This is a genomic window from Sutcliffiella halmapala (assembly GCF_050107295.1).
In the GTDB taxonomy this organism is placed as follows: domain Bacteria; phylum Bacillota; class Bacilli; order Bacillales; family Bacillaceae_I; genus Sutcliffiella_A; species Sutcliffiella_A halmapala_A.
The window spans coordinates 197,566-219,684 of sequence record NZ_JBNIKR010000005.1 but is presented as its reverse complement, the minus strand read 5'-3'; the positions used below and the strand labels follow the sequence as shown (position 1 = coordinate 219,684).

Annotated in this window: 29 protein-coding genes; 9 read left to right on the top strand and 20 right to left on the bottom strand. The window is 40.7% G+C overall.

Going from position 1 to position 22,119, the window contains the following annotated elements:
• Window positions 1-34: 34 nt before the first annotated feature.
• From ACQCT5_RS10320 to ACQCT5_RS10290, 7 genes are all read right to left on the bottom strand, one after another.
• A complete protein-coding gene (locus ACQCT5_RS10320) occupies window positions 35-358 on the bottom strand; it encodes a hypothetical protein (protein WP_499641545.1) in 324 nt (107 codons plus the stop codon).
• Window positions 355-636 (bottom strand): YqaI family protein, encoded by a 282-nt coding sequence (locus ACQCT5_RS10315; protein ID WP_499641543.1) that lies wholly within the window; start codon window positions 634-636, stop codon window positions 355-357. The genes ACQCT5_RS10320 and ACQCT5_RS10315 overlap by 4 nt, the downstream gene beginning before the upstream one ends.
• A 277-nt stretch (window positions 637-913) precedes the next feature.
• Window positions 914-1,108, bottom strand: a complete 195-nt coding sequence (locus ACQCT5_RS10310; RefSeq protein WP_499641541.1) for a hypothetical protein — start codon at window positions 1,106-1,108, stop codon at window positions 914-916.
• A gap of 207 nt (window positions 1,109-1,315) precedes the next feature.
• Entirely contained in the window at window positions 1,316-1,516 is a 201-nt protein-coding gene (locus ACQCT5_RS10305) for a hypothetical protein (RefSeq protein ID WP_499641539.1), read from the bottom strand.
• 26 nt (window positions 1,517-1,542) lie between these two features.
• Window positions 1,543-1,704 (bottom strand): hypothetical protein, encoded by a 162-nt coding sequence (locus ACQCT5_RS10300; protein ID WP_499641538.1) that lies wholly within the window; start codon window positions 1,702-1,704, stop codon window positions 1,543-1,545.
• Between the two features lie 32 nt (window positions 1,705-1,736).
• Window positions 1,737-1,952 (bottom strand): helix-turn-helix domain-containing protein, encoded by a 216-nt coding sequence (locus tag ACQCT5_RS10295; RefSeq protein WP_499641536.1) that lies wholly within the window; start codon window positions 1,950-1,952, stop codon window positions 1,737-1,739.
• Between the two features lie 23 nt (window positions 1,953-1,975).
• On the bottom strand, window positions 1,976-2,242 hold the full coding sequence (locus ACQCT5_RS10290; protein WP_499641534.1) for a helix-turn-helix domain-containing protein: 267 nt from the start codon (window positions 2,240-2,242) through the stop codon (window positions 1,976-1,978).
• 198 nt (window positions 2,243-2,440) lie between these two features.
• Between ACQCT5_RS10290 and ACQCT5_RS10285 the strand changes: the two genes are divergently transcribed.
• Entirely contained in the window at window positions 2,441-3,316 is an 876-nt protein-coding gene (locus ACQCT5_RS10285) for a LexA family protein (RefSeq protein WP_499641532.1), read from the top strand.
• A gap of 10 nt (window positions 3,317-3,326) precedes the next feature.
• Window positions 3,327-4,568 carry a site-specific integrase gene (locus ACQCT5_RS10280; RefSeq protein ID WP_499641530.1) on the top strand — a complete coding sequence of 414 codons (1,242 nt, stop codon included), beginning with the start codon at window positions 3,327-3,329 and terminating at the stop codon, window positions 4,566-4,568.
• 41 nt (window positions 4,569-4,609) lie between these two features.
• On the opposite strand, the gene ACQCT5_RS10275 is transcribed toward ACQCT5_RS10280, so the two are convergent.
• From ACQCT5_RS10275 to ACQCT5_RS10265, 3 genes are all read right to left on the bottom strand, one after another.
• Window positions 4,610-5,941, bottom strand: coding sequence for a Na+/H+ antiporter family protein (locus ACQCT5_RS10275; protein WP_499641528.1), 1,332 nt, complete (start codon window positions 5,939-5,941; stop codon window positions 4,610-4,612).
• Window positions 5,942-6,161: 220 nt separating this feature from the next.
• Window positions 6,162-7,670 (bottom strand): leucyl aminopeptidase, encoded by a 1,509-nt coding sequence (locus tag ACQCT5_RS10270; protein ID WP_499641526.1) that lies wholly within the window; start codon window positions 7,668-7,670, stop codon window positions 6,162-6,164.
• A 62-nt stretch (window positions 7,671-7,732) separates the two neighbouring features.
• Entirely contained in the window at window positions 7,733-8,113 is a 381-nt protein-coding gene (locus ACQCT5_RS10265; RefSeq protein WP_499641524.1) for a DUF309 domain-containing protein, read from the bottom strand.
• A gap of 208 nt (window positions 8,114-8,321) precedes the next feature.
• On the opposite strand from ACQCT5_RS10265, the gene ACQCT5_RS10260 reads away from it, so the two are divergent.
• Together ACQCT5_RS10260 and ACQCT5_RS10255 are read left to right on the top strand one after the other, a co-directional pair.
• Window positions 8,322-8,804, top strand: coding sequence for a divergent PAP2 family protein (locus ACQCT5_RS10260; protein WP_499641522.1), 483 nt, complete (start codon window positions 8,322-8,324; stop codon window positions 8,802-8,804).
• 8 nt (window positions 8,805-8,812) lie between these two features.
• Entirely contained in the window at window positions 8,813-9,622 is an 810-nt protein-coding gene (locus tag ACQCT5_RS10255; protein ID WP_499641521.1) for a cobalamin-binding protein, read from the top strand.
• A gap of 39 nt (window positions 9,623-9,661) precedes the next feature.
• Here ACQCT5_RS10255 and spsC read toward each other — a convergent pair whose 3' ends face one another.
• The 5 genes from spsC to ACQCT5_RS10230 all read right to left on the bottom strand — a co-directional run bounded on the left by spsC (window position 9,662) and on the right by ACQCT5_RS10230 (window position 13,466).
• A complete protein-coding gene (gene spsC, locus ACQCT5_RS10250; RefSeq protein ID WP_499641519.1) occupies window positions 9,662-10,372 on the bottom strand; it encodes a stationary phase survival protein SpsC in 711 nt (236 codons plus the stop codon).
• 529 nt (window positions 10,373-10,901) lie between these two features.
• The gene (locus tag ACQCT5_RS10245) at window positions 10,902-11,225 is read right to left on the bottom strand and encodes a YuiB family protein (protein WP_499641517.1); all 324 of its coding nucleotides are present in this window, start codon (window positions 11,223-11,225) and stop codon (window positions 10,902-10,904) included.
• A gap of 140 nt (window positions 11,226-11,365) precedes the next feature.
• A complete protein-coding gene (locus tag ACQCT5_RS10240) occupies window positions 11,366-11,488 on the bottom strand; it encodes a YuiA family protein (RefSeq protein ID WP_417899109.1) in 123 nt (40 codons plus the stop codon).
• Between the two features lie 177 nt (window positions 11,489-11,665).
• Complete coding sequence (locus ACQCT5_RS10235) at window positions 11,666-12,145, bottom strand: NUDIX hydrolase (protein ID WP_499641514.1); 480 nt, start codon at window positions 12,143-12,145, stop codon at window positions 11,666-11,668.
• A 94-nt stretch (window positions 12,146-12,239) separates the two neighbouring features.
• A complete protein-coding gene (locus ACQCT5_RS10230) occupies window positions 12,240-13,466 on the bottom strand; it encodes an NAD(P)/FAD-dependent oxidoreductase (RefSeq protein WP_499641513.1) in 1,227 nt (408 codons plus the stop codon).
• 432 nt (window positions 13,467-13,898) lie between these two features.
• Between ACQCT5_RS10230 and ACQCT5_RS10225 the strand changes: the two genes are divergently transcribed.
• Both ACQCT5_RS10225 and ACQCT5_RS10220 read left to right on the top strand, forming a co-directional pair.
• Window positions 13,899-14,891 (top strand): NAD(P)/FAD-dependent oxidoreductase, encoded by a 993-nt coding sequence (locus ACQCT5_RS10225; RefSeq protein ID WP_499641511.1) that lies wholly within the window; start codon window positions 13,899-13,901, stop codon window positions 14,889-14,891.
• Window positions 14,892-15,236: 345 nt separating this feature from the next.
• Window positions 15,237-15,767 (top strand): hypothetical protein, encoded by a 531-nt coding sequence (locus ACQCT5_RS10220; protein WP_499641509.1) that lies wholly within the window; start codon window positions 15,237-15,239, stop codon window positions 15,765-15,767.
• Window positions 15,768-15,819: 52 nt separating this feature from the next.
• Here ACQCT5_RS10220 and ACQCT5_RS10215 read toward each other — a convergent pair whose 3' ends face one another.
• From ACQCT5_RS10215 to ACQCT5_RS10205, 3 genes are all read right to left on the bottom strand, one after another.
• Window positions 15,820-16,182 (bottom strand): HesB/IscA family protein, encoded by a 363-nt coding sequence (locus ACQCT5_RS10215; RefSeq protein WP_499641507.1) that lies wholly within the window; start codon window positions 16,180-16,182, stop codon window positions 15,820-15,822.
• A 114-nt stretch (window positions 16,183-16,296) separates the two neighbouring features.
• Window positions 16,297-17,154, bottom strand: a complete 858-nt coding sequence (dapF, locus tag ACQCT5_RS10210; protein WP_499641505.1) for a diaminopimelate epimerase — start codon at window positions 17,152-17,154, stop codon at window positions 16,297-16,299.
• A gap of 226 nt (window positions 17,155-17,380) precedes the next feature.
• Entirely contained in the window at window positions 17,381-18,613 is a 1,233-nt protein-coding gene (locus ACQCT5_RS10205) for a NupC/NupG family nucleoside CNT transporter (protein ID WP_499641503.1), read from the bottom strand.
• A gap of 304 nt (window positions 18,614-18,917) precedes the next feature.
• Between ACQCT5_RS10205 and ACQCT5_RS10200 the strand changes: the two genes are divergently transcribed.
• The gene (locus tag ACQCT5_RS10200) at window positions 18,918-19,613 is read left to right on the top strand and encodes a DUF2225 domain-containing protein (protein WP_499641501.1); all 696 of its coding nucleotides are present in this window, start codon (window positions 18,918-18,920) and stop codon (window positions 19,611-19,613) included.
• A 32-nt stretch (window positions 19,614-19,645) separates the two neighbouring features.
• Here ACQCT5_RS10200 and ACQCT5_RS10195 read toward each other — a convergent pair whose 3' ends face one another.
• Window positions 19,646-19,882 (bottom strand): YuzB family protein, encoded by a 237-nt coding sequence (locus tag ACQCT5_RS10195; protein ID WP_499641499.1) that lies wholly within the window; start codon window positions 19,880-19,882, stop codon window positions 19,646-19,648.
• A gap of 371 nt (window positions 19,883-20,253) precedes the next feature.
• Here ACQCT5_RS10195 and ACQCT5_RS10190 point away from each other — a divergent pair, with 371 nt between their 5' ends.
• A complete protein-coding gene (locus tag ACQCT5_RS10190) occupies window positions 20,254-21,321 on the top strand; it encodes an NAD(P)/FAD-dependent oxidoreductase (protein ID WP_499641497.1) in 1,068 nt (355 codons plus the stop codon).
• 45 nt (window positions 21,322-21,366) lie between these two features.
• On the opposite strand, the gene ACQCT5_RS10185 is transcribed toward ACQCT5_RS10190, so the two are convergent.
• Window positions 21,367-21,696, bottom strand: a complete 330-nt coding sequence (locus ACQCT5_RS10185; RefSeq protein ID WP_499641495.1) for a YuzD family protein — start codon at window positions 21,694-21,696, stop codon at window positions 21,367-21,369.
• A gap of 65 nt (window positions 21,697-21,761) precedes the next feature.
• Between ACQCT5_RS10185 and ACQCT5_RS10180 the strand changes: the two genes are divergently transcribed.
• On the top strand, window positions 21,762-22,100 hold the full coding sequence (locus tag ACQCT5_RS10180; protein ID WP_204418932.1) for a NifU family protein: 339 nt from the start codon (window positions 21,762-21,764) through the stop codon (window positions 22,098-22,100).
• The last annotated feature ends 19 nt before the right edge of the window (window positions 22,101-22,119 follow it).

Below are 22,119 nucleotides of genomic sequence, written 5' to 3'. Positions count from 1 at the left end.
CCCGGAATGACTCACAGGCCAATGTGGGTCATTTTTATGCTTTCAGGTCGAGGTGAACACCTTTGATTGTGACTACCTCTTCAAGAGCTGCATGCAATCCTTTTTTGTGATCTTTTAGGAAACCGATTAAAGCGTACTTCACAACTTTAGAGAATTCCTTGTGATTGATAAGCATTTCAGAAAGGATATATGGTCGAGGTGAACCTTCATCAATTTTGAATGGTGCCAAATCCATTCTCGTAATCCCTCTGTCCTCCAAATCAAGAATCATGCTATGCGTTTCATTAATTGCAGCAATTAGTTTTAAAGCTTTTTGAAGTTCTTCCTGACACTTCTTTTTTGTTTTGTAATCCATCATTCTTCCTCCCCTGCTATTTTTCTTTTTGCACCCAATATATCCACCAGATAATCGATTGCGTTTGACTCCAGGATGATCTCTCCATTGTGGACTAGGATATAATCGCCTTTCCTTATCTCATCCCCACAGGCATCATCGCCCTCGTATTCTGTGGGCAGTCCTGGCGCTTCTTTCTTCTCGTAGCAACCATTCGGACATACAACATCAAACTCTTCATCTTCACGTACTGTGAACGTCTGGTGACACTCCCAACATTTCCTTTGGACTAGATTCAACATTTTCTCCACCTTTCTTTAAAAAGTAGGAATACTTGTCCTCCTTCCGGATATAATATGTAGTAAGAACAATAAAGTGGTGTCTGTAGCACCGCACCATCCTAGAGGGCAGACAGTCGGGGCGGCTAGAGGGTAACCGATAACCATCCTTTGTCTAAGACAGTGCGGCAATACAGAAACGAAGCTTGCCGCAGCACTTCCACAGTGCTAAAATAAAACTACGCTTTCTTTACCGGATTCATAACGGGCAGCCTTAGTGTTCCAGCACTAGGCTGCTTTATTATTTTGCAAGAGCAGCTTTCATCATTTCTTTTTCAATGTGAAGTTGTTTCAACACCTTGGACAAGTGATATGTCATTCCGCCCAACCCACGATTTTCATACATTTCCTTCAGCTGCACGATTTTACCCATTTTGTTAATAAGAGATAAGTATTTTTCTTTTGTTACAGATTCATTATTTTGTAGAGTTTTCATATTCATATCCCCCTTTGGTTTATAATTTTTCCACCCAAGCAACTACACGATCAGTGAGTCCTACCTTTTCCACAGTCCACATTCCCACACCAGCAACTACCATCAGTGAAGCGAACACGATCAGCGCAAACAACATTTCACCTCCTTTAAGCTTGTCCTTCTGTAAAAGCTCCTTGGATTGCAGGAGCATTATCTTCGAATTGCGAATTATCTACAATGCGGATTTATTTCATCGTCTGGATTGTATAAGTCCTCGAATGTCACTCCGTTTTCAATCATTGATTTTAGTTTCAAAACCTCGTCCATTAACCATTCCATATCGTTGTATAACTGATTGCGATGTTCTCTTACAGTGTAGTCATAACCTTTTGCATATCGCTTTTGAATTTCTTCTAAGGACATTCTCATCTTCCTTTCTATGTCGCTATTTGGGTCTACTTCTCTAAATCCAACTCCATCCTTTCGTACGAATTGAACAACCTTTCCATGATGTACTCCTTTGAGTATTCCTTTGGATTTTCTAAGTGAAGTTCAAGCAAAGCTTTAGTTTGTTTACCAAGTTCAAGAATTTTTGCTTCTCTTTCTGCTAAATTCATGTGAATTCCCTTCTTTCTAAAGACTCTTAAATTTAGATGGCTTTTCTTTCTTGATTATTTAACCAACTCACAAAGCTGTCTTTCCTTACTCTCTTAGTAATGCCAATTTGAATAACTGGAATTCCTCCATTACTCGGTGGGACCTGAAACAACTCGTAAACTCTCCTGCGCGAAATATGTAGATATTCTGAGATGTGTGCAGCAGTCATAATTTCCGGATAATCTTCCAACGCTTTCTTTACATTCATTTTCTTCATCCCCTCTATTTTGTTTAACCAGCTGACTTAATAAGTTTGAATAATGATTCAGGCAGTATCTCTTTCGCTGCAGCAATTCTAAATTTAACAATGTCAATTTCCAATATTTCAGCAAGTGCTATATTGATCTCATCTTTAGCCGGGGGAAGTTTCCCGTTCTGTAATTTACTTAGTACCGATTTGTCTAAACAGATGTCCTTTTTTGCTAAGCGAAACGAAATTTGTGTTAATGAGAGGCCTTTGTTTTCGATCGCTTCCTTAAGAAGAGTTTGATATTTCATTCTTTCACCTCCTGTTCGCCGGGATGTGACTAAAAATTCTACTGTTGATTATTTCGTCACTTTGTAGATTTATCATAGCAAGTGGCGTTTCAAATTGTCAATGACTAAAAGTTCACTCGTTTTAAAAAACGTTGATTATTTATTCAACGATATGTTAATATTGTTACTGAGATTAAGATATGGAGGATAGATAACAAAATGAATTATTCAGAACTTATTGATTCATATATCAAGAAAAGCGGTATGACCTTAGCGGAGATAGCAGAGAAAATGAAAAATGCAAAAGGGGTAAAGGTTGATCGTACTTATATTTCAAAGTTAAGAAACAACCCTAAATATCCTGCATCCGAAGAAATAAACCAAGCATTCGCTGAGGTAACTGGCGGAGATCCTACTCCATTGGTGTGGGCAGGTTTAATTTACGGCTCTCATCCAAGTGTTCGTGACATTCTTAAACTTATTGATAACGAGATTATTATTAAAGCGATAAATCTTTCTAAAAAGTACCCAGGGTATTTCCATATGACTGAACAAGAACAAGAGAAATATGAAAACGAACAAGACGTTTTAGAATTTTGGAATGCTCTAGGTGAATCTTTAAATAAAGGGAAAACTGATAATTTTTATAACCCTCAAGAAAATAAAACAAACCATTACGCTAAGGAACCAGTTGCATACTACGCTGATTCGATGGTAAAGGTCCCGCTACTTGGGAATATACAAGCTGGACAACCTATAGAAATGATTGAAAATAACGAGGGTTATACACTGGTTGATCCACACACACTTAACGGAAAACAAGGGTTTGCTTTAAGAGTAAAGGGAGACAGTATGATAGGGGACCGGATACATGAAGGTGATATTGTGATCGTGGCTAAGCAGGAGGAAGTACATCCACATGAAATCGCTGTTGTTGCTGTTAATGGAGATTATGCAACTTTGAAGAGAGTTAAACGTCATGGTGATATGTGTATGTTAATTCCTTCTAATCCAACAATGGAACCTCAACTAGTCTCTGCAAAAGATGTTTATATTATTGGGAAAGTTGTAGAAGTAAAGTTTTGGGTAAATTAGGAGGTAAATTATGAAAGGACATTTTTATAAACCGCATTGCAAATGTGTTGATTCAAAAGGCGAAAGTAAGAAAACAAAAAAGTGTACTTGCGGTGCAAAGTGGTCCTATATCCTTGATATAGGTTTGGATCCGAAAACAGGGAAGAGGAGACAGAAAAAGAAAGGCGGATTCAAGACCAAATCAGAAGCACAAGAGGCAGCTGCAGTTTTGATAGTTGAGTTATCACGAGGATCCGTCGTCCAGGAAACGAAATTGACATTTGAAGAATTTTCTTCTGAATGGCTCGATTTGTACGAAGCGACTGGAAAAATTAAAATTAGCACTATTAAAATACGCAAGTTTGAAGTGAATGTTTTACTAAATTACTTTGCAAAAATTAAACTAAAAGATTTAACAAGGAAAATGTACCAAAACGCTCTAAATGATTTTAGAAATAAAAAATATGCAGACAACACTATTGTAGGCATTCATAGAACAGCAAGAATGATTTTTAAGAAAGCTTTGGAGATGGAATTGATAATAAAAGATCCTACAGAGTATGCGCAGATTCCAAAAACACAAAAAACAGTTGAAGAGATGGAAAATGAAAATGAAATACCTAAATACATGGAGAAAGAGGAATTATCGCTTTTTCTTAAAATAGCTAAGGAAAAGAGTCCTTATAAAGATTATCCGATTTTTATGCTTTTAGCTTACACGGGGATGAGGATCGGTGAGCTTTGCGCGCTTAAGTGGAAGGATATCGATTTTAACGAGGGAACCATCAGTATCACTAAGACAATTTATAACCCTGGTAACAAAGGTGGAGATTACGTTCTTCTTCCCCCCAAAACAAAAGGGTCCAAAAGAATACTTGATGTGGATGCAGTTATATTAAATGTATTAGAAAAACATAGAGCATACCAAAATAAAATAAAAATGAAATTCCGAAAAAATTACCACGATGCTGATTTTGTTTTTGCAAAAACAGATAATAAAAATCCTGGTTACCCTGAAACTGTTATTAATACTAATCATCGAATGAAGCGTTTATTAAAGAATATAGGTGTTATTAGCACGGACCTATCTCCACACTCATTCAGACATACACATACCTCCCTTCTAGCAGAAGCTGGAGTAAGTTTACCAGCTATAATGGAAAGACTGGGGCATACAAATGATGAAACAACAACACAAATCTATTTGCATATTACGAAAACAAGAAAAAAAGAAGCTGCCCACAAGTTCTCCCGACTCATGGAAAGCCTCTAATTTTTTGTTACCCATGTTACCCAAATGTTACCCGGACCATCTTATAATATCATCGCAGCAATACAACCAAAGATAATCAGTGGAATATTGTAGTGGATAAATGTCGGTACACAAGTATCCCAGATATGGTTGTGCTGTCCGTCTGCGTTCAGACCTGATGTTGGCCCTAGCGTACTGTCGGAAGCGGGCGAACCTGCATCTCCAAGCGCTGCAGCTGTTCCGACTATAGCGATGGTTGCCATCGGGCTGAATCCAAGCTCCATGCAAAGAGGAACAAAGATGGCAGCAATAATCGGAATGGTAGAGAAGGAAGAGCCGATGCCCATCGTAATCAGCAAGCCTACCAATAACATCGCAAACGCGGCCAGGAGCTGGTTCGTCCCAATCCATGTTGCAGATGTCTCCACCAATGATTCAATGTGGCCAGTCTCCCTTAGCACACTTGCGAATCCGGATGCAGCAATCATGACAAATCCGATGAATGCCATCATGCGCATACCTGAAGTCAAAATAACATCTGTTTCATTAAATTTCATCGCACCACCAGCATAAAGGATGATGATACCTACGAGAGATCCATAGATCATCCCTTGAACCCCGACTACTTCCGTCAGATACAGTTGTGAAGCAAGAGAAAGAAGTACAGCAACAATCGCAACAGTAAGTGATTTTTTTGTATAACTCTCTGTCTGCTGCCCTGCAATATCTTCCTGTAAATAGTCTCTTTCTTTTCGATAACTGAAGAAAATGGCAACCAACAAGCCTACTACCATTCCTGATGTCGGAATAAGCATCGCCATCGGGATATCAGAAAGGCTGATATCCATTCCGCTCTCGGCTATATTGGTTTTCAGGATATCATGGAAAATACCACCGAATCCTACAGGTAATAGTATATAAGGTGCCGTTAAACCGAAAGTGATAATGGTCGCGGTCAAACGGCGATCAATTTTCAGTTCATTTAATACTTTCAAAAATGGAGGTATTAGGATAGGAATAAAGGCAATGTGCACCGGTATCACGTTTTGGGACATAATCGAAACGGCAAGAATAATCATGAGGATCAGTACCTTTGATAGAGCCATTTTTCGAGTATCCCCCTTCGACCCGACCAGCTTCAAGGCACCTTCAACAAGTGCATCCGGCAAGCCCGTATTGGACAAAGCGACTGCAAATGCCCCAAGCAATGCATAGCTTAAGGCAACAGCGGCATTACCACCAAGTCCATCTGTAAACGTATTGATTGTCGTTTCAAGGCCCAATCCTCCGACCAGACCTCCGATCAACGCACCCGTTACCAGCGCCAATACAACATTTATTCTAAGTAAACTTAATACGAGCATAACTAAAACTGCTATAAGGACTGCATTCATGTGTGTTACTTCCTTTCATTTCAGTAAGTACGATTTATATTTTCGCTTTACTATATTAAACTATTAGAGAATTAGAGTAAAAAAGCATAAAACTAAATTATCACGATTACTTAGGGGTGTCAACAAAAAATGATAGGAAAAGAGAGGAAGTGTCGATGTAAGAAACAGGTTGCGCAACAAAAAAACACACCTTCAAAAGTGAAGGTGTGTGATACATCTATTATTCCTCTTCCGTCTCACCAAAACGCAGCACAAACGTCACCAGCGTTCTTACCATGACACCCGTTCCGCCTGCTGGGCCTAAATCATGATTCGATTTGATTGTTGCTGTTCCGGCGATATCCAAGTGTACCCAAGGCGTCTCTTCCGCAAATTCGCCGATAAATGCAGCTGCGAAGATGGCATGTCCGTCGCGACCAGGAGAGTTATTCAGATCTGCCACTTTACTGTTGCGAACTCTTTCCTTCGCGTGCTCGAAAATCGGAAGCCGCCACATTTCCTCTCCCGCTTCATAGGAAGCTTCGAGAATCTGTTCGAATAGATCCTCATTATTTGTCAACGCACCGGTAGTGTGGTTTCCTAATGCAATGATCACACCGCCTGTCAGCGTCGCAACATCTACAAGATAGTTGGCCCCGTGCTGCTTGGCATAGGTGATGGCATCTGCCAATACTAGGCGGCCTTCTGCATCCGTGTTCAGTACCTCGATTGTTTTACCGCTCATCGACGTAATAACGTCGTCCGGCTTAAAGGCGTTTCCACTGATCATATTATCGGTAGAGGCGATAACTGCCAGTACGTTCTGTTCCGGTTTCAGCTCCCCGATTACTTCCATGGCACCAAGAACAGACGCTGCACCACCCATATCGGATTTCATGCCGACAATGCCGTCCTTTGGCTTGATGGAATAACCGCCAGTGTCAAAAGTGATACCTTTCCCAACAAGACCGATCACGTCCGTCCATTCTTCTTTCCCCTGGTACTTCATGACAATCATTTTTGGAGGTTCGACTGAGCCCTTGTTTACAGCCAGCAACGCGCCCATTCCAAGCTTTTCCATATCCTCTTTTTCCAGGATCTCCAATTCAAATCCGTATTTCTTTGATAGTTCGGATGCGTAATTTGCCATATCCGTCGCTGTGAGCATGTTTCCTGGAAGGTTGACCAACGTACGTGCCGAGTTGGTTCCTGTTCCGAACTGGTATCCGACCTTCAAGCTCGCCTGGATCTCCTCGTTATCGGAATCGGTAATAACCATGACATTCGCAAGCTTTACCTCTGGTTCATTGGATTTCTTTTTATATCCGTAATACATATAGGTAGCCATCGGAATGGCTTCTCCTAAAGCATGGGCTGCATCCAAAGCATCCATTTTATCTGTCAGAAACGAATCCAAAGCGATTGCAACGCTCGTATACTTTGACTCTTGAATCGTTTTTGCCACTCTGCCAAAAACCTTTCTAAGCTCTTCAAAATTCAATTTCTCTTCTCTGCCTAAACCTACAACAAAAATCCTTTTAAAAGATGTCTTTCCAAACGTATGTATTTTAGCTATTTTGTTCTTCTTGGAGCTAATGTCGCCTTCCTTTAATAGATCGGTAATCTGGCCGTCAAGCTGAGCATCCAATTCTCCGAGCAGACCTTCCACCTTTTTATTTTTTTCTGAAAGCCCTACAATGATTGCCGTTTGCTGCTCTGTAAAATCCGTATGATTTTGTACTGTAAACATTCTCTGGCACCTCCAACATATTTGTCTCTATTATATCGAAAAAGAAGAAATATTTCGAGTTTCTAATCATCTTCCAAAAAAAGCACAAGAGAAGGAAGCTCCGGCAGATTAGTAACCTCCTCAAATGGGACCCTATCAATGTCTTGAGGAAAAGTAGCCAAACAATTAACAATGAACTCGTTGACCTTTTCCAGGTCGACTCCCCAAAACTTCGGACGATACTTCTGGATATACACGAGACCGGCGTGCATCATCAGACGCGCACCTTTCACATTACCGTATTCATAATGGTAAATGGCCACCGTCATTTGCAGCAAACCCTTTAGAAAGTAATTTTCCTTATCGGTCATCCAGATTTCCTCCAACAAATCATGACATGTATAATAATCCCCTTCGTTAAAAGAAATGAAAAATTCATAGTATTCTTCTGGGTAAATGACCATTACATAATCCCCTTCAAAAAATCTCTTATTATAATCTTAACAAAAGGATTAAAATAATTCATAATTATTAGATAGACCCTTCACTCTTTAAAAAGGAATTTCTTACTAAAGAAAAGTGCTACAACGAAAGAGAAAGGGTATAGTAAGGAAGAGTCTACCTGTAAATTGTATATATTTCATTTCATCATAGAAAGGGCGTTGGAGAGGCATGGAACTATTCGATAATTTTCCGTTATGGGCTGCACTCGCAGCAATCTTTTTCGCACAATTTGTAAAGGTACCCATTCAATTTATTGCTACGAGAAGAATTGACTGGTCCCTCATAACAAGCACCGGCGGGATGCCGAGCTCCCATTCTGCTGCGGTAACTGCGTTGGCAACTGGAGTGGGGCTTGAGGTCGGTTTGGCTTCTCCCATTTTTTCAGTGGCAACTGTGTTTGCGATCATTGTCATGTTTGATGCAACGGGGGTAAGAAGGCATGCAGGGGAACAGGCAATCGTGTTGAATAAATTGGTCGGGGACTTTAACCGGTTTGTAGAAGAAACAAAAAAGTGGCCAAAGATGAACGAACAGGAAAAAGTCAAGGACCTGAAAGAACTTCTCGGACACAAACCGATTGAAGTTTTCTTTGGGGGGTTAACAGGAATATTCCTTACGCTTGTGCTTCATTATTTTACAGAGATTTGGTAGGTGATAGAATGCGACTCATTTCATTATGCCCTAGTAATACGGAATTACTGTATTACCTAGATCTGATTGATGATTTGGTAGGGGTGGATGATTTCTCTGACTGGCCACAAGAAGTCACCCATCTGCCAAGGCTTGGGCCTGATCTTCAGATTGATATGGATAAAGTGGAAGCACTGAAGCCCGATCTTGTTCTCGCGAGCCTTAGTGTACCCGGAATGGAACGTAATATTGAAACACTTCAAAAAAGAAACATTCCACATATTGTATTGAATCCACAAACTTTAAAGGATATTCAAAACGACTTATTGCAAGTTGGGGAGCTGACTGATAGGAAAGAGCTTGCCAGACAAGTAGCGGAGTCCATGGATGCATTCATTAAATCGTACAAAGAGCTTGCCACAACCGTCAAAATGAAACCTAAGGTATATTGGGAGTGGTGGCCAAAGCCGGTTTTCACTCCAGGATTGGTAAACTGGCTGACGGAGATAAGCGAATTGGCGGGCAGCAGCAATATGTATGTTGACCAGGAAGTGGCTAGCTATCAGACTGATTGGGAGGATGTCAGGCAGAGGAATCCCGATGTCATTTGCATGATTTGGGTCGGTGTGAAGGAATCCAAAATGAACCCTGACCATGTTCGTAGAAGGCCTGGCTGGAAAGAAACTAATGCAGTGAAGCAGGATAACATTTTTGTACTGGAAGAACGTCTATTCTGCCGTCCCTCTCCAAGGTTGCTGGAAGGACTCCAAAAACTTGCCAAGCTTTTGCATCCCGAAATCTTTCCCACAGAAAAAAAATGGTCGAACTATCTTTTATGATAGTATCGACCATTTTATCAGCTATTCAGCTTGTCCAAATTATCTTTCACTGTCCCCTATGAATTTCTGACGAAACACCTGCATCGTTTCTTCTTCATTCAGTAAGGTCAACTCTTCTTCTGTGATTTTTCCGTCACCTTTTTTGACCACATAGACGTCAAGGGTTCTTTTTCCCCATTCGGAAAATACGTCCTCGACTGTCTCATAGTATAGATCAATCTTTTTCCCTTTGATGGCACTGCCTGTATCGGCCACCACTCCATATCCGTATTCCGGTATAAAAAGAATGGTCCCGATTGGAAATACACTTATGTCTGCTGCAATTGTAGAATAGAGATCTCTTCGGACCTGAAGTCCTGAATATGTAATTCCATACCCTGGATGATCGGGGTTTTTTCCTGTAGACTCTATGCCTGCTGTATAACCGGTAGCAGATACCGTCTGCTTTTCGTATCCACTCCAATCCATATCCTCAAGCCTTTTGGAAGACTCCACCGCCTCTTCGGAAGAAACAAGTGTTGGAGTAGCAAATGCAATCTTTAAATTCTTCCAATCCAATCCGATTTTTTTAAAAAAGCCTTTATGTTCATGTTCGCCAGTTTCTTTCGATGTATAAATTTCATTTTCTTTTAGCCAATTCTGTATGGTCGATGCTTCCACACCAGATAAAGATTGAAAGGTTACAAATAGCGCCAGAGTAAACAAAATCGCTGTAACCATCCTTCGGCATATCGTCTTCGCCGTTTTCATGTGATACAATCACTCCTCTCACAAAGTATTTCTTCCCTCTTTCACCAAGAAATATTCCACTTTTGTGAGATTTGTCTAGTAAACACGTTATTTTTCCAGTAAATGTTAACAATCTATTATTTTTTTTACATAAAAAAAGACCCGTTTTGCAATAAGAAATAGCGGAGTTCAAAATGCCAATAAATAGCCTCCAATTGCAATATGATGAGTCTTATGTGGTGAAAAACTGACCATTTTACCAGCCTATTGCAGCAAATATCATCCGTCCACCCGATTTTTCACCACGGAGCTAAGTCAGGTTTTAGGGATTCGCCCGTTCCTTGGGGGTTTCGCCCGAATCGTTGGATTTTTGCCCGTAAAATTTGTTTTACGCCCGAATTAGAAAATTCACGCCCGAACTTACCTCTTTTTCGCCCGAACTCCAAATTTCCACAACTTTTGCTCGCGTGAATCGAAGTCAGGTTCGCAAACTAACAGCGATGTTTTAAAAGCAAAAGAAAAAGAACCGACTTTGGTCGATTCTTTTTTTTTAGAACATCTGATATCCGCTTTTTCTCAGCATTTTTATGACAATACCGGAAAGGATTGCTCCCATAAAACCACTGATCAGGATTGAGATATCAGCCATCTGCAAGGAGGCAATCCCTTTCCCCACCGTTGAGAATGCTTCCCCAGTATTTCTGAAAAAGTCTATGAGATTCAAGTCATCTTGCACGATAATCCATATACAAACCACTGGATAGATGATTGCCATAATCCAGGACATACGCAATAACATATTTAGAAGGAATCCAATTCCAAAAAATAACACAAAAAATAGTACGATCGAAATAAGCAATATTGGTATATTCATACCACGCACCTCCAATACACATCTTTTCTTAGTGTACTGAATGGCTTGATGCGAGTCAATTATATTTGAAAAGCCACATGAAAAAACACTATCACATTTGTCGGTATTTTGTCCGAACCTATGTCATAGTGCCATTTATCTTATTTTCTGCCGCTTCCACCACAGCAATTGCAGGTTTCAGATCCACCTAACAGCAATTGAAAATATCCTTTACCTGAACAGTAAACACAATCCTTTTTCTCTGTTTGCAGTTGATTTTTCATTCCATATCCCTCCAAATGATGTTTTCTCTTAAAACAGAAATTTAATTTAATTTTCTGATAATATATCATCATTTATATATTCTGCAAAGGGACGAAAATAGCGAAAAAACCTAATGTAAGCGATAACATTACATTGAATCTATTTCAATCTCTTTTTTTCTTAAATTTTCGGAATCTTTAGAAAAATAATTTATAGGAGCTATAGCCAAAGATATCTCCCGGATTCATGGGTTTCGTTCCTTTAAGTAACGAAAGATTCTCTTGATTGATGCAATAATGGATGAGCAAGGATGTGTCGGGATCTTCCTCTAACGCCTCTTTTGTCATAAATGCGGCATCCGACAGCTCACTTTGCTGGTACAGCACCGCTTCGTCTAGTGGCCTGCAGAGAAAAATCAGCATATTATCACTGATTTCTCCTTTGATGACACCCGATCGCACGCCAATCAGGCCCTCTACCCTAACCGTCACTCCTGTTTCTTCTAAGATCTCTCTTTTCACCGCTTCATCCACTGTTTCATTCTGTTCTACAAAGCCAGCCGGAAAAGACCATTTACCTCTAAGTCCCCCATACTTCTTCTTCACCACGAGCCATTTTCCGTCCTCTGACCTCACTACACCGGCTACAGCCAACCAAACATTTCCTCTTTTTGACATGATAGCAACCCCTTAGTCTCTCTTCTATCTATATGTTATCAGTAATTCTCCATAAGAAAAAGCCGCCCATAAGAAGGACGGCTTGATATAAAAATTATAATACGTTGAATTTACCCTTTTTCATGACAAGTCCAGCTCCACCGATCATGTAAAGAGCACGGTTATCAACCATCTTCTTCATGAAGGATGCTTTTGAACCCATGATTTTGCGTCCGAATACTACACCGATCGCATCATCTTCACCTAATGAACATACGGTTCCTTTTAAGTCAGGAGTGAATGTTTGCATTTCGCCTTGACCGCGAACCAGAACAGCCAGGTTTTTCGCACATACTTCTCCTTGTTGCATCGCAATTTGAGCTGTAGGAGGATATGGACGATTGATTTCTTCGTTGATGATCAAGGAGCAGTCCCCAACGATGAATACATCATCATGACCAGGTGCTCTTAGGTAAGGATCTACTTTCACACGTCCGCGCATGTTTTCAAACCCGGAATCTTCAACCAAGTGGTTTCCACGAACACCAGCAGCCCATACAACAGTGCCTGCTTTGATTTCTTCCACTTGCTCATCCTTCGCAACGATAATGCCTTCTTCTGTTGCTTCTTTGATTGCAGTACCGATTTTGAATTCTACGCCCTTGCGCTCTAATGTACCTACTGCATATTCAACAAGCTCCGGATCGAACCCAGGAAGAACAGTTGGGGCAGCCTCTACACATACGATGCGTACTTTTTCTTTTGGTACATCAAACTCGCTGCAAAGCTCAGGAACACGGTTTACCAATTCACCCAAGAATTCGATACCAGTGAATCCAGCTCCACCAACAACAATCGTTAAACGATCATCGCGACGGTTAGCTTCTGTATTGTATGTCGCAAATTGATACTCAATATGCTCTCTGATTTTACGGGCAACATTCAGGTTTGCAATTGAGAAAGCATGCTCTTTTAAGCCTTTGATACCAAATGTTTCCGCTTCATAGCCTAGACCGACAACCAGGTAATCATAGGAAATTTCCCCACCCTTAGTCAACGCAACAGTTTTTGCTTCCTTGTTGATGCCTGTAACTGTGTCATGCAAGAAGTGTACCTTGCTCTTATCGATTACTTCTGACACCTTGTAGCGAGTGCGATCCGCAGGCAAAGTCCCTGCAGATGCTTCATGCAGCCATGTAGACTCATAATGGTAATCATTTTTATTAACAAGCGTGATATCCGCTTCGTTTACTCCGATCATCTTTTGAAGACGTACAGCCGTCATCAATCCACCATAACCTGCACCTAAAATTACTATACTTGGCTTTTTCAATCGAATCACATCCACCTTTAGAATATTTTTATTAAGTATAAATAAAGAAAAATAAAGACGCTAGACAAATCCCACTAAACCTATTCTTACAATCCCCTTAAAGGAAGGTTTTTAATGATAAATGAGAAGAAAAATGTTTGTGAAACACTTCACGAATAAGAACGGCATAAAAGTGCGAAATTTGTCACAGAAATATATTTGCCTACATAACATCATATTCTTTTTCTTGACTTTTTTCAAGACTAAAAGATTGTTTTGAAACCTTTAGAAAATTTTGATAAAAAAACGGCAGAGAACTCCGTTCAAGCCTTTATTATTACTATTTTACAGTCTTTCAGCTGAAAGGTGACAGCATTCGCCCTAATGAAAAAAGATATTATTCTGAATTTATGCTATGATAAAGAGAGGAAGTTATATCAATGTTTAGGGGGATAGACAGAGATGAACGAAGAACAAAAAGTATATGACATCACCATTATTGGTGGAGGACCAACAGGCTTGTTCACTGCTTTCTACGGGGGAATGAGACAGGCAAGTGTTAAAATCATCGAAAGTCTGCCACAATTGGGCGGTCAATTATCTGCTTTATATCCGGAAAAGTACATATATGATATTGCAGGTTTTCCGAAAATTCGTGCGCAAGAGCTAATCAACAACCTGAAAGAGCAGATGTCCAAGTTTGAGCCAACGGTTGCATTGGAACAGTCTGTTCAAACGTTGGAAAAAATGGGAGACGGGACTTTCAAAATCTCCACTGATAAAGAAACACACTATTCCAAAGCTATCATCATTACAGCAGGAAACGGCGCTTTCCAGCCTAGACGTCTTGAACTGGAAAATGCGATGGAATATGAAAACAAAAACATCCATTATTTTGTGGATGACATGAACAAGTTCGCTGGTAAAAAAGTCGTCGTCTTCGGTGGTGGGGATTCAGCAGTGGACTGGGCGCTTATGCTTGAACCAATCGCCGAAAAAGTGACCCTGATCCATCGCCGTGACAAGTTCCGCGCACATGAGCACAGTGTGGAACTCTTGATGAACTCCAAGGTGGAAATAAAAACACCTTACGTACCAGTTGAGCTTATCGGCGACGAAAACGCCATTAATCAAGTGGTGCTTGAAAAAGTGAAATCGGAAGAAAGAGAAGTACTTGATGTAGATGACGTCATCGTTAACTACGGCTTCGTGTCTTCATTGGGGCCGATCAAAGACTGGGGCCTTGAAATCGAGAAAAACTCCATTGTGGTCAATTCCAAAATGGAAACGAATATTCAAGGAATCTATGCTGCTGGTGATATTTGTACGTACGATGGTAAGGTGAAGCTGATTGCCTGCGGATTTGGTGAAGCACCGACTGCGGTGAATAACGCAAAATCCTATATCGATCCTAAGGCTAAAGTACAGCCGCTTCATAGTACGAGCTTGTTTTAAATTTTGTGTAGAAGACCAATCCTTTTCGGGGTTGGTCTTTTTTTGCTAACGGGGTACTTATTTTGTGCGGGGTGGAGCGGGGGAACACGCGGCGGAATTTGACATTTTTTGTCTTATTTTTCGTTTTGTGCATAAATGGTTAGTTTTTGTGCATAAATTCTTTTTTTTGCACGCATTTACAATTTTTTAAGCATAAACCCTCCAGAATTGAGCGCAAACCAGGATTTTTGTGCATAAGACTAATTTCAGCTAATGATGAACACACCATTTCCATCGTCATCTGTAACTTCCCTCCTCCTTCTCACGTCAAACTTATTAACTATAACAAGTTGAGGTGAAAAACTTATGAAATTGCTAAAAATCGGCTTTCTTTTCTTACTGATCAGTCTTTTCTCTCTACCTTTTTCCTCTTCAACCTACGCCTGCTCCTGCTTGCCACCCGGTACTCCGTTAGCGGAATTGGAAAAATCGGATGCTGTTTTCTCCGGAAAAGTGATCGAAGTCAAAACAGATGACAGTACGCTAATAGCCAAAATTAGTGTGAAAGAATCGTGGAAAGGAATGGATTCCAAAGAAACAACTGTTCATACCGCCATTGACTCGGCTGGCTGCGGAGTCAATTTTGAAACCGGAAAAGAATATATCGTATATGCCTATCAGGAAGATGGTAAGTACACTACCTATTTGTGCTCCAGAACAGCAGAATTAGCCTATGCACATGAAGATCTTAACGAGCTTGGGGAAGGAACGATCCCTACAAAATCCGGTGATGCAGCAGCAAACTCCCCTTCCACTCAAAATCTTGTCGTGGGATCATTGGGTGTAGTGCTTTTTTTAGGAGGATGCTTCTTTTATAGATGGAAATCAGCAAAATAAAGTAAAAAAGCTCTTTAGCGACATAAATCCGCTAAAGAGCTTTTCTGTTCTTCTAGCACTCCTCCGGCTTTCCAGCTTCCGTAGCTGTACGGAACGAAGAGCCACATCCACAGTTTGCAATGGCGTTCGGGTTGTCGATGGTGAATCCGCCGCCCATCATGGATTGCTTGAAGTCGATTTTGACGTCCTGAAGGATCGGTTTGCTTTCGTCATCAATCAGGATTCTGATGCCGTGCTGCTCTAGCTCGATATCCTTCTCGCCTTTTTCCTCTTCAAAGCCCATACCGTAGGAAAGGCCGCTGCAGCCTCCCCCCTTTACTCCAACACGCAGGAATACGTCATCGCTTCCGTAATCCTTCATCATATCTTTTATTTGAAAAGCCGCCGCTTCTGTAATAGTGATGATATCTTTCATTATTGACACCTCCTAAACAAATTTCCACTCTTATAGGTTCTATTATACCTGTTATAACCGATTCCCTCAATTTAACAGCTTTTCTATAGTATATGCATATTGGTATCCCTTTTGTTATTTATAAAAGAAAGTCCCTGTACAAATGGTTTCAGCAGGTCCGCGCATTTTAACAGCACCCTCTGTTGTCCAAGTAATAAACAGGTCGCCACCTGCCAAATGTACAGTGGTCTCTCTATTTCTATCCGTCTTTTCATTCAGGACAGAAGCCACCACCGCAGCACATGCTCCTGTTCCACACGCCTGTGTGATACCGGATCCACGTTCCCATACTCGAAAATGAAGTTCATCCTCGGCTACCACTTCCACAAACTCGACATTCACGCCCTCAGGAAATCGTGGGTCCTTCTCTACAATCGGACCTAGTGTCGTAAGCGGAGCATCATGAATATCATCCAGATAAAAAATCACATGGGGATTGCCCATGGATACTGTTGTGATGTGATAGGTCTCTTCCCCTACCTTGAATGGTTCGTTCACTATTCTATCTTGTTTTTCCACAAGAATCGGGATTTCTTCGGTCGCCAAACGGGGCGCTCCCATATCAACTGTTACAATGTGGATCTTTCCATCCTCTGGTTCGACTTCCGCTTCCACCAATCCAGATAAAGTCTCTATTTCAAAGGTTTCTTTTTGTACTAGACCATGCTCATACGCATACTTTGCAACACAACGAAGTCCATTACCGCAGTTTTTCCCTTCCGACCCATCATTATTGAATATCCTCATTTTCACCGGAGCAACGTCTGAAGGACATATCAGAATCAATCCGTCTGAACCGATTCCGGTATGAACATTCGCCGCCTGGATCGCGATGGCTGACAGGTCTTCTTCTTTCAAGGCTTCCTCAAACATATTGACATATATATAGTTGTTTCCTAATCCGTGCATTTTGGTAAATTGAAAGGAGCGCATGTGTGAAATATCCTCCAAGTAAAATTATTATTTCCTACAAGTATAAATACATAAAACTTGGAACACAATAGAAACATCCCCCGTTTTATATGAAAAACTCATGTATCGAATGTTTCCAAGAAGGAGACACGATAATATGGGTTTTTCTTGTTTTTAGACTGGTCCCTTTACCCACAAAAAAAGCCCACACGCCATAAAATGACGGGTGAGCTTATAAACATTTATTTTATAGAATGAACATACCTGCAATTGCAGCACTTAACAGGTTGGAAAGTGTACCTGCAATGATTGCACGGAAACCTAATTTTGCGATATCCGGGCGACGGCTAGGAGCAAGGCTTCCTAATCCACCTAGAAGGATTGCCAGGGAAGAAAGGTTCGCGAATCCACAAAGTGCAAAAGAGATTACCGCAATGGATTTTCCGCTGAACATATCAAGCTGCGCTGCAAAAGTGGAGTATGCAACGAATTCATTTAATACAAGCTTTTGACCAATTAGGTTACCCGCAGCGATTGCTTCGCTCCAAGGAATACCAATAATGAAAGCCAATGGTGCAAACAAGTAGCCTAAAATGAAGTCCAGAGTAAAGTTTTCAGCTCCGAACCATCCACCAATTCCACCTAACATTCCGTTAATCAGAGAAATCAATGCAATGAACGCAAGCAACATCGCACCAACGTTTAATGCAAGCTTTAATCCATCGGATGCACCGCGGGCAGCAGCATCGATTACGTTTGTCGGCTTTTCGTCTTCAGCCTCCTCGATTTCCGCCTTGGTTGGTGTTTTTGCCTCTTCTGTTTCAGGAATCAGCATTTTAGCCATGATCAGTCCACCAGGAGCTGCCATGAAGCTAGCTGCTAGAAGGTACTCCAAAGGAATTCCTAGAGCTGCATATCCAAAAAGAACAGAACCGGCAACAGAAGCCAATCCACCTGTCATTACAGCAAATAGCTCAGACTTTGTCATCGACTTGATATATGGACGAATTACTAAAGGCGCTTCCGTTTGTCCAACGAAAATGTTAGCTGATGCTGAAAGGGATTCCGTTTGACTTGTCCCTAAAAGCTTCGCCAATCCACCACCAAGGAATCTGATAACGATTTGCATGATGCCAAGGTAATAAAGTACAGAAATTAATGCCGAGAAGAAAATAATGATGGTTAATACATGGAATGCAAAAACAAAACCAGTTGCTTCTCCAGGGTTCCCTAAAACAGGCCCGAAAAGGAAAGAAATACCGTCGTTTGCATAAGTGATGATATTTTGTACGTAGTTGGTCAGGCCAAGAAATGCCTCTCTTCCCAACTCCCACTTAAGTACGATAAACGCAAAGAGTAATTGAATCGCAAGGCCGCCTAGAATAGTACGGATGCTGATTCTGCGTTTGTTTTCTGAAAGAAGAAATGCAATAGCAAAAATTACTGCAATCCCCATTAATCCCCAAAGGACATTATTCATAATATTCACCTCTATTAGAAATTTCTGCAAGTTGTTTGTCGTCAGACATCTAACTATCACAATAACACTTTACTACGAAATGAAAGCGTTTGAAAGAACTTTTTTTTGTAAATTTGTTACATGACTTTAAAACGTCGACTATTCCTAATTAAATTACCCACTATTAAAAAAATAATGTATGAAGTCCAAAAAGAAACTATAGCGTTACATAGGCATAAAGATTCATGTCCGTCTTTCCCTCTCGGAAGTTTTGTGGTACTTTTGAAGTATGAGGGTAGTATTTTTAACAAAGGATGTGTTGGTATTGGAGCGATTATTCAACCGAAATCATACATGCAGCATATGTGACCATGCGTACACAACAAAAAAAGTGAAATCTCGCTTCATCCGCCCTATTTCACATGACACGGATTTTTGTTCCGTCTATGATTCACTGGAAACAAATCCTTTGCTCTATTATGTAAGTGTTTGTCCAAACTGTGGCTATTCCATGACTGAAGAATTCAGTTCACACTTTCCGCCAGGCACGTTGAATGCGATTAGAAACAAGATACAGAAACACTGGCAGAAAAAAAGTTATGGGGAAATCAGATCGGTTAATACTGCAATCAACACCTATAAATTAGGTATCTATTCAGGAATAATAAAAAACGAAGCTTCCATTGTGATGTCAGGTATGTATTTGAGGTTGGCATGGTTGTACCGGACGGTGGAAAAAAACGAAGTGCAGGAGTTGCGTTTTCTGAAGCTGGCAGCAGATCAGTTTGAACGTTCCTACTCAAACGGTGATTTCGCGCAGACAAGCATGAGCGAGATTAAATTGCTCTATTTAATAGGAGAACTGCACACGCGCCTAGGAAATACAAGACAAGCGATCCGTTATTTTCAGCTTGTCCTTCAGCACAAAGACAAGGACACCCAAGTGAGATTGGTGGAGAAATCCCGAGATCGTTGGTATGAAATCAGATCCGCACAAAAACAGTTATTTATGCAAGCATAAAAAAATCAGCACGCTACAGATGTGCTGATTTTTTAAAACATTGGATTCTCTTCCAAGTATTGATAGATGTTATCTACGAGCTGCTCAGGTGTGTCGCCAGTAACAACGTCCCCATTTACAAGAGCAAATAGAGAATCAAAACATTTCCCACAGTACCCGAGGCAACCATATTCCACTATATCCAGGTTTGGATCCTTCTCCAGCACTTCACGTGCTTTTTGAGATCCGCTGGCTAAGTTACTGATACAAAACTCTATGATTGGTTTCACCTTTTTCACCCCTCTATTGCACCTTCATGCTACCTTTTTTTCCTTATAACGTCAATATTTTGATTTCAGCTGCAACACTATTCATGCACACTAATCCATACCCCTTTTTCAACTGTATAATTTTAGCTAATCATCTACATATTCCCTACATTTTCAACAGTCATTAATATAAGTATTTTGTGAAAGAATGTTGTTATTTTGTCATAATTTCGATATACTTTTAATGGTATTTTATTTAAACGTGACATACACATTGAAGTTTGAAAGCGCAAACGGGTTATCACATGTGCGTTATTTCACATAATTTTCCTAGATTACTAGAAATTATATTAATAAGAATAGATACGAGCTTGAAAAGGAGTTTAGCTGCTATGAAAAAACTTGTTGTGCTTGGCGGAGGTTACGGAGGAATGCGTATTTTGCATCGTCTCCTTCCGAATCAGTTACCTGAAGATACGGAAATTGTGCTAGTGGATCGTGCTCCCTACCACAGCTTAAAAACTGAATTCTATGCACTTGCTGCAGGAACCATTTCAGATCACCATGTTCGCGTGACTTTCCCGGAGCATCACAAGCTCTCTGTTAAATATGGTGAAGTTACTGGTGTCGATATGGAAAACAAAACGATTCATTTTGAGGACCAAAGTACTCTCTCATATGATGATCTTATTATTGGTCTTGGCTGTGAGGATAAATATCACAACATTCCAGGGGCCAAGGAGCATACCTTCAGCATCCAAACCATCAACAATTCTAGAAAAGCTTATCAGGCACTAAACGACTTAGCAGCTAACAAAGTGGTGGCAATTGTCGGCGGAGGCTTGAGCGGCGTGGAAATTGCAAGTGAACTTCATGAAAGCCGTCCCGATTTGACCATTAAACTATTCGATAGAGGAAACATCATTCTTTCCAGCTTTCCTGAGCGTTTAAGTCAATATGTGCAGAATTGGTTTGAGACACACGGGGTGGAAGTAATCAACTGTTCCAATATTACCCGAGTGGAGGAAAAAACGCTTTACAACCACGATGAACCTGTACACTGCGATGCTATCGTATGGACAGCAGGAATTCAGCCGAATAAGGTTGTTCGTGAACTGGATGTCGAAAAAGATAATCAAGGACGTGTAGTCTTAACGAAACAGCACAATATCCCAGGCAATGAACATGTATATGTAGTGGGTGACTGTGCCAGCCTTCCGCATGCGCCTAGTGCCCAGCTGGCAGAGGGACAAGCCGAACAGATCGTCCAGGTACTGGTAAAGCGTTGGAATGGCGAAGCTCCTCCAGAGGAATTCCCTCCAATCAAATTAAAAGGAGTTCTCGGCTCACTTGGAAAAAAGCATGGTTTCGGCCTTGTGAACGAACGCCCGCTTACTGGAAGGGTAGCCCGACTGTTAAAGTCTGGAATTCTATGGATGTATAAATATCATAATGGTTAATAAAAAAATGCGTGAATGAGCAACTCCCTCATTCACGCATTTTTATTATGAAGCAATGTAACCGTATTTCTCCATTTCCGCATAAACGGTTTTCAGCTTTGGATTCCCTTCCCCCACTATTTCACCATTGATGACTACAACAGGGTAAAACATGTCCTCCTCGACCACACGGCTTGCAAATGCCTTCTTCTCTTCCTCACAGGTTTCCGTTTTAAAAATATCTATATAGGAAATGGTGAAGGGCTGATCAGGAAATTTTCTTGCGACTGCCGCCTGCAGCCATTCATAGGTTTCTTTGGATGATGGCAGGTTTACACAACTTGGACAAAGCACTTCTGCCCCATATACGCTTATTTCTACTGCCTGTTTGGACATGACTCGGCCTCCATGACTCTTTTTCTTTCATTTTACCGTAAACCGCTTACTTTTTCATAAAATTAATTCGAATTCCTAAAAACACCCAGTGCAAGGCAATAGATTTTTTGGTGCATTCGCTATATAATATAAATATGGTATGGAAAGGAGCGATAAATATGTCTAACCCAGAAATCAATGAACAAATTGAACAAGTACAGGAAGTATTAGATAAATTGCGTCCATTTCTTCTTCGTGACGGAGGAGACTGCGAGCTTGTAGATGTGGAGGATGGAATTGTAAAGCTTCGTCTATTGGGAGCTTGCGGTTCTTGCCCAAGTTCAACTATCACGCTAAAAGCTGGTATCGAACGCGCACTTCTTGAAGAAGTTCCAGGCATCGTGGAAGTAGAACAGGTATTTTAATACAGCCTATAAATCGAAA

Excerpts from the sequence above, each read along its gene's own strand:
- ACQCT5_RS10310 (WP_499641541.1), bottom strand. The coding sequence starts at position 1,108 with ATGAAAACTCTACAAAATAATGAATCTGTAACAAAAGAAAAATACTTA.
- spsC (WP_499641519.1), bottom strand. The coding sequence starts at position 10,372 with ATGAAAACGGCGAAGACGATATGCCGAAGGATGGTTACAGCGATTTTG.
- dapF (WP_499641505.1), bottom strand. The coding sequence starts at position 17,154 with ATGCGCTCCTTTCAATTTACCAAAATGCACGGATTAGGAAACAACTAT.
- ACQCT5_RS10315 (WP_499641543.1), bottom strand. The coding sequence starts at position 636 with ATGTTGAATCTAGTCCAAAGGAAATGTTGGGAGTGTCACCAGACGTTC.
- ACQCT5_RS10290 (WP_499641534.1), bottom strand. The coding sequence starts at position 2,242 with ATGAAATATCAAACTCTTCTTAAGGAAGCGATCGAAAACAAAGGCCTC.
- ACQCT5_RS10205 (WP_499641503.1), bottom strand. The coding sequence starts at position 18,613 with ATGAATAATGTCCTTTGGGGATTAATGGGGATTGCAGTAATTTTTGCT.
- ACQCT5_RS10265 (WP_499641524.1), bottom strand. The coding sequence starts at position 8,113 with ATGGTCATTTACCCAGAAGAATACTATGAATTTTTCATTTCTTTTAAC.
- ACQCT5_RS10320 (WP_499641545.1), bottom strand. The coding sequence starts at position 358 with ATGATGGATTACAAAACAAAAAAGAAGTGTCAGGAAGAACTTCAAAAA.
- ACQCT5_RS10305 (WP_499641539.1), bottom strand. The coding sequence starts at position 1,516 with ATGAGAATGTCCTTAGAAGAAATTCAAAAGCGATATGCAAAAGGTTAT.
- ACQCT5_RS10275 (WP_499641528.1), bottom strand. The coding sequence starts at position 5,941 with ATGAATGCAGTCCTTATAGCAGTTTTAGTTATGCTCGTATTAAGTTTA.
- ACQCT5_RS10185 (WP_499641495.1), bottom strand. The coding sequence starts at position 21,696 with ATGTCCAAACAGGCAGTAGAAATAAGCGTATATGGGGCAGAAGTGCTT.
- ACQCT5_RS10285 (WP_499641532.1), top strand. The coding sequence starts at position 2,441 with ATGAATTATTCAGAACTTATTGATTCATATATCAAGAAAAGCGGTATG.
- ACQCT5_RS10215 (WP_499641507.1), bottom strand. The coding sequence starts at position 16,182 with ATGAAAGATATCATCACTATTACAGAAGCGGCGGCTTTTCAAATAAAA.
- ACQCT5_RS10280 (WP_499641530.1), top strand. The coding sequence starts at position 3,327 with ATGAAAGGACATTTTTATAAACCGCATTGCAAATGTGTTGATTCAAAA.
- ACQCT5_RS10235 (WP_499641514.1), bottom strand. The coding sequence starts at position 12,145 with ATGTCAAAAAGAGGAAATGTTTGGTTGGCTGTAGCCGGTGTAGTGAGG.
- ACQCT5_RS10225 (WP_499641511.1), top strand. The coding sequence starts at position 13,899 with ATGAACGAAGAACAAAAAGTATATGACATCACCATTATTGGTGGAGGA.
- ACQCT5_RS10300 (WP_499641538.1), bottom strand. The coding sequence starts at position 1,704 with ATGAATTTAGCAGAAAGAGAAGCAAAAATTCTTGAACTTGGTAAACAA.
- ACQCT5_RS10255 (WP_499641521.1), top strand. The coding sequence starts at position 8,813 with ATGCGACTCATTTCATTATGCCCTAGTAATACGGAATTACTGTATTAC.
- ACQCT5_RS10240 (WP_417899109.1), bottom strand. The coding sequence starts at position 11,488 with ATGAAAAATCAACTGCAAACAGAGAAAAAGGATTGTGTTTACTGTTCA.
- ACQCT5_RS10260 (WP_499641522.1), top strand. The coding sequence starts at position 8,322 with ATGGAACTATTCGATAATTTTCCGTTATGGGCTGCACTCGCAGCAATC.
- ACQCT5_RS10270 (WP_499641526.1), bottom strand. The coding sequence starts at position 7,670 with ATGTTTACAGTACAAAATCATACGGATTTTACAGAGCAGCAAACGGCA.
- ACQCT5_RS10295 (WP_499641536.1), bottom strand. The coding sequence starts at position 1,952 with ATGAATGTAAAGAAAGCGTTGGAAGATTATCCGGAAATTATGACTGCT.
- ACQCT5_RS10245 (WP_499641517.1), bottom strand. The coding sequence starts at position 11,225 with ATGAATATACCAATATTGCTTATTTCGATCGTACTATTTTTTGTGTTA.
- ACQCT5_RS10190 (WP_499641497.1), top strand. The coding sequence starts at position 20,254 with ATGAAAAAACTTGTTGTGCTTGGCGGAGGTTACGGAGGAATGCGTATT.
- ACQCT5_RS10220 (WP_499641509.1), top strand. The coding sequence starts at position 15,237 with ATGAAATTGCTAAAAATCGGCTTTCTTTTCTTACTGATCAGTCTTTTC.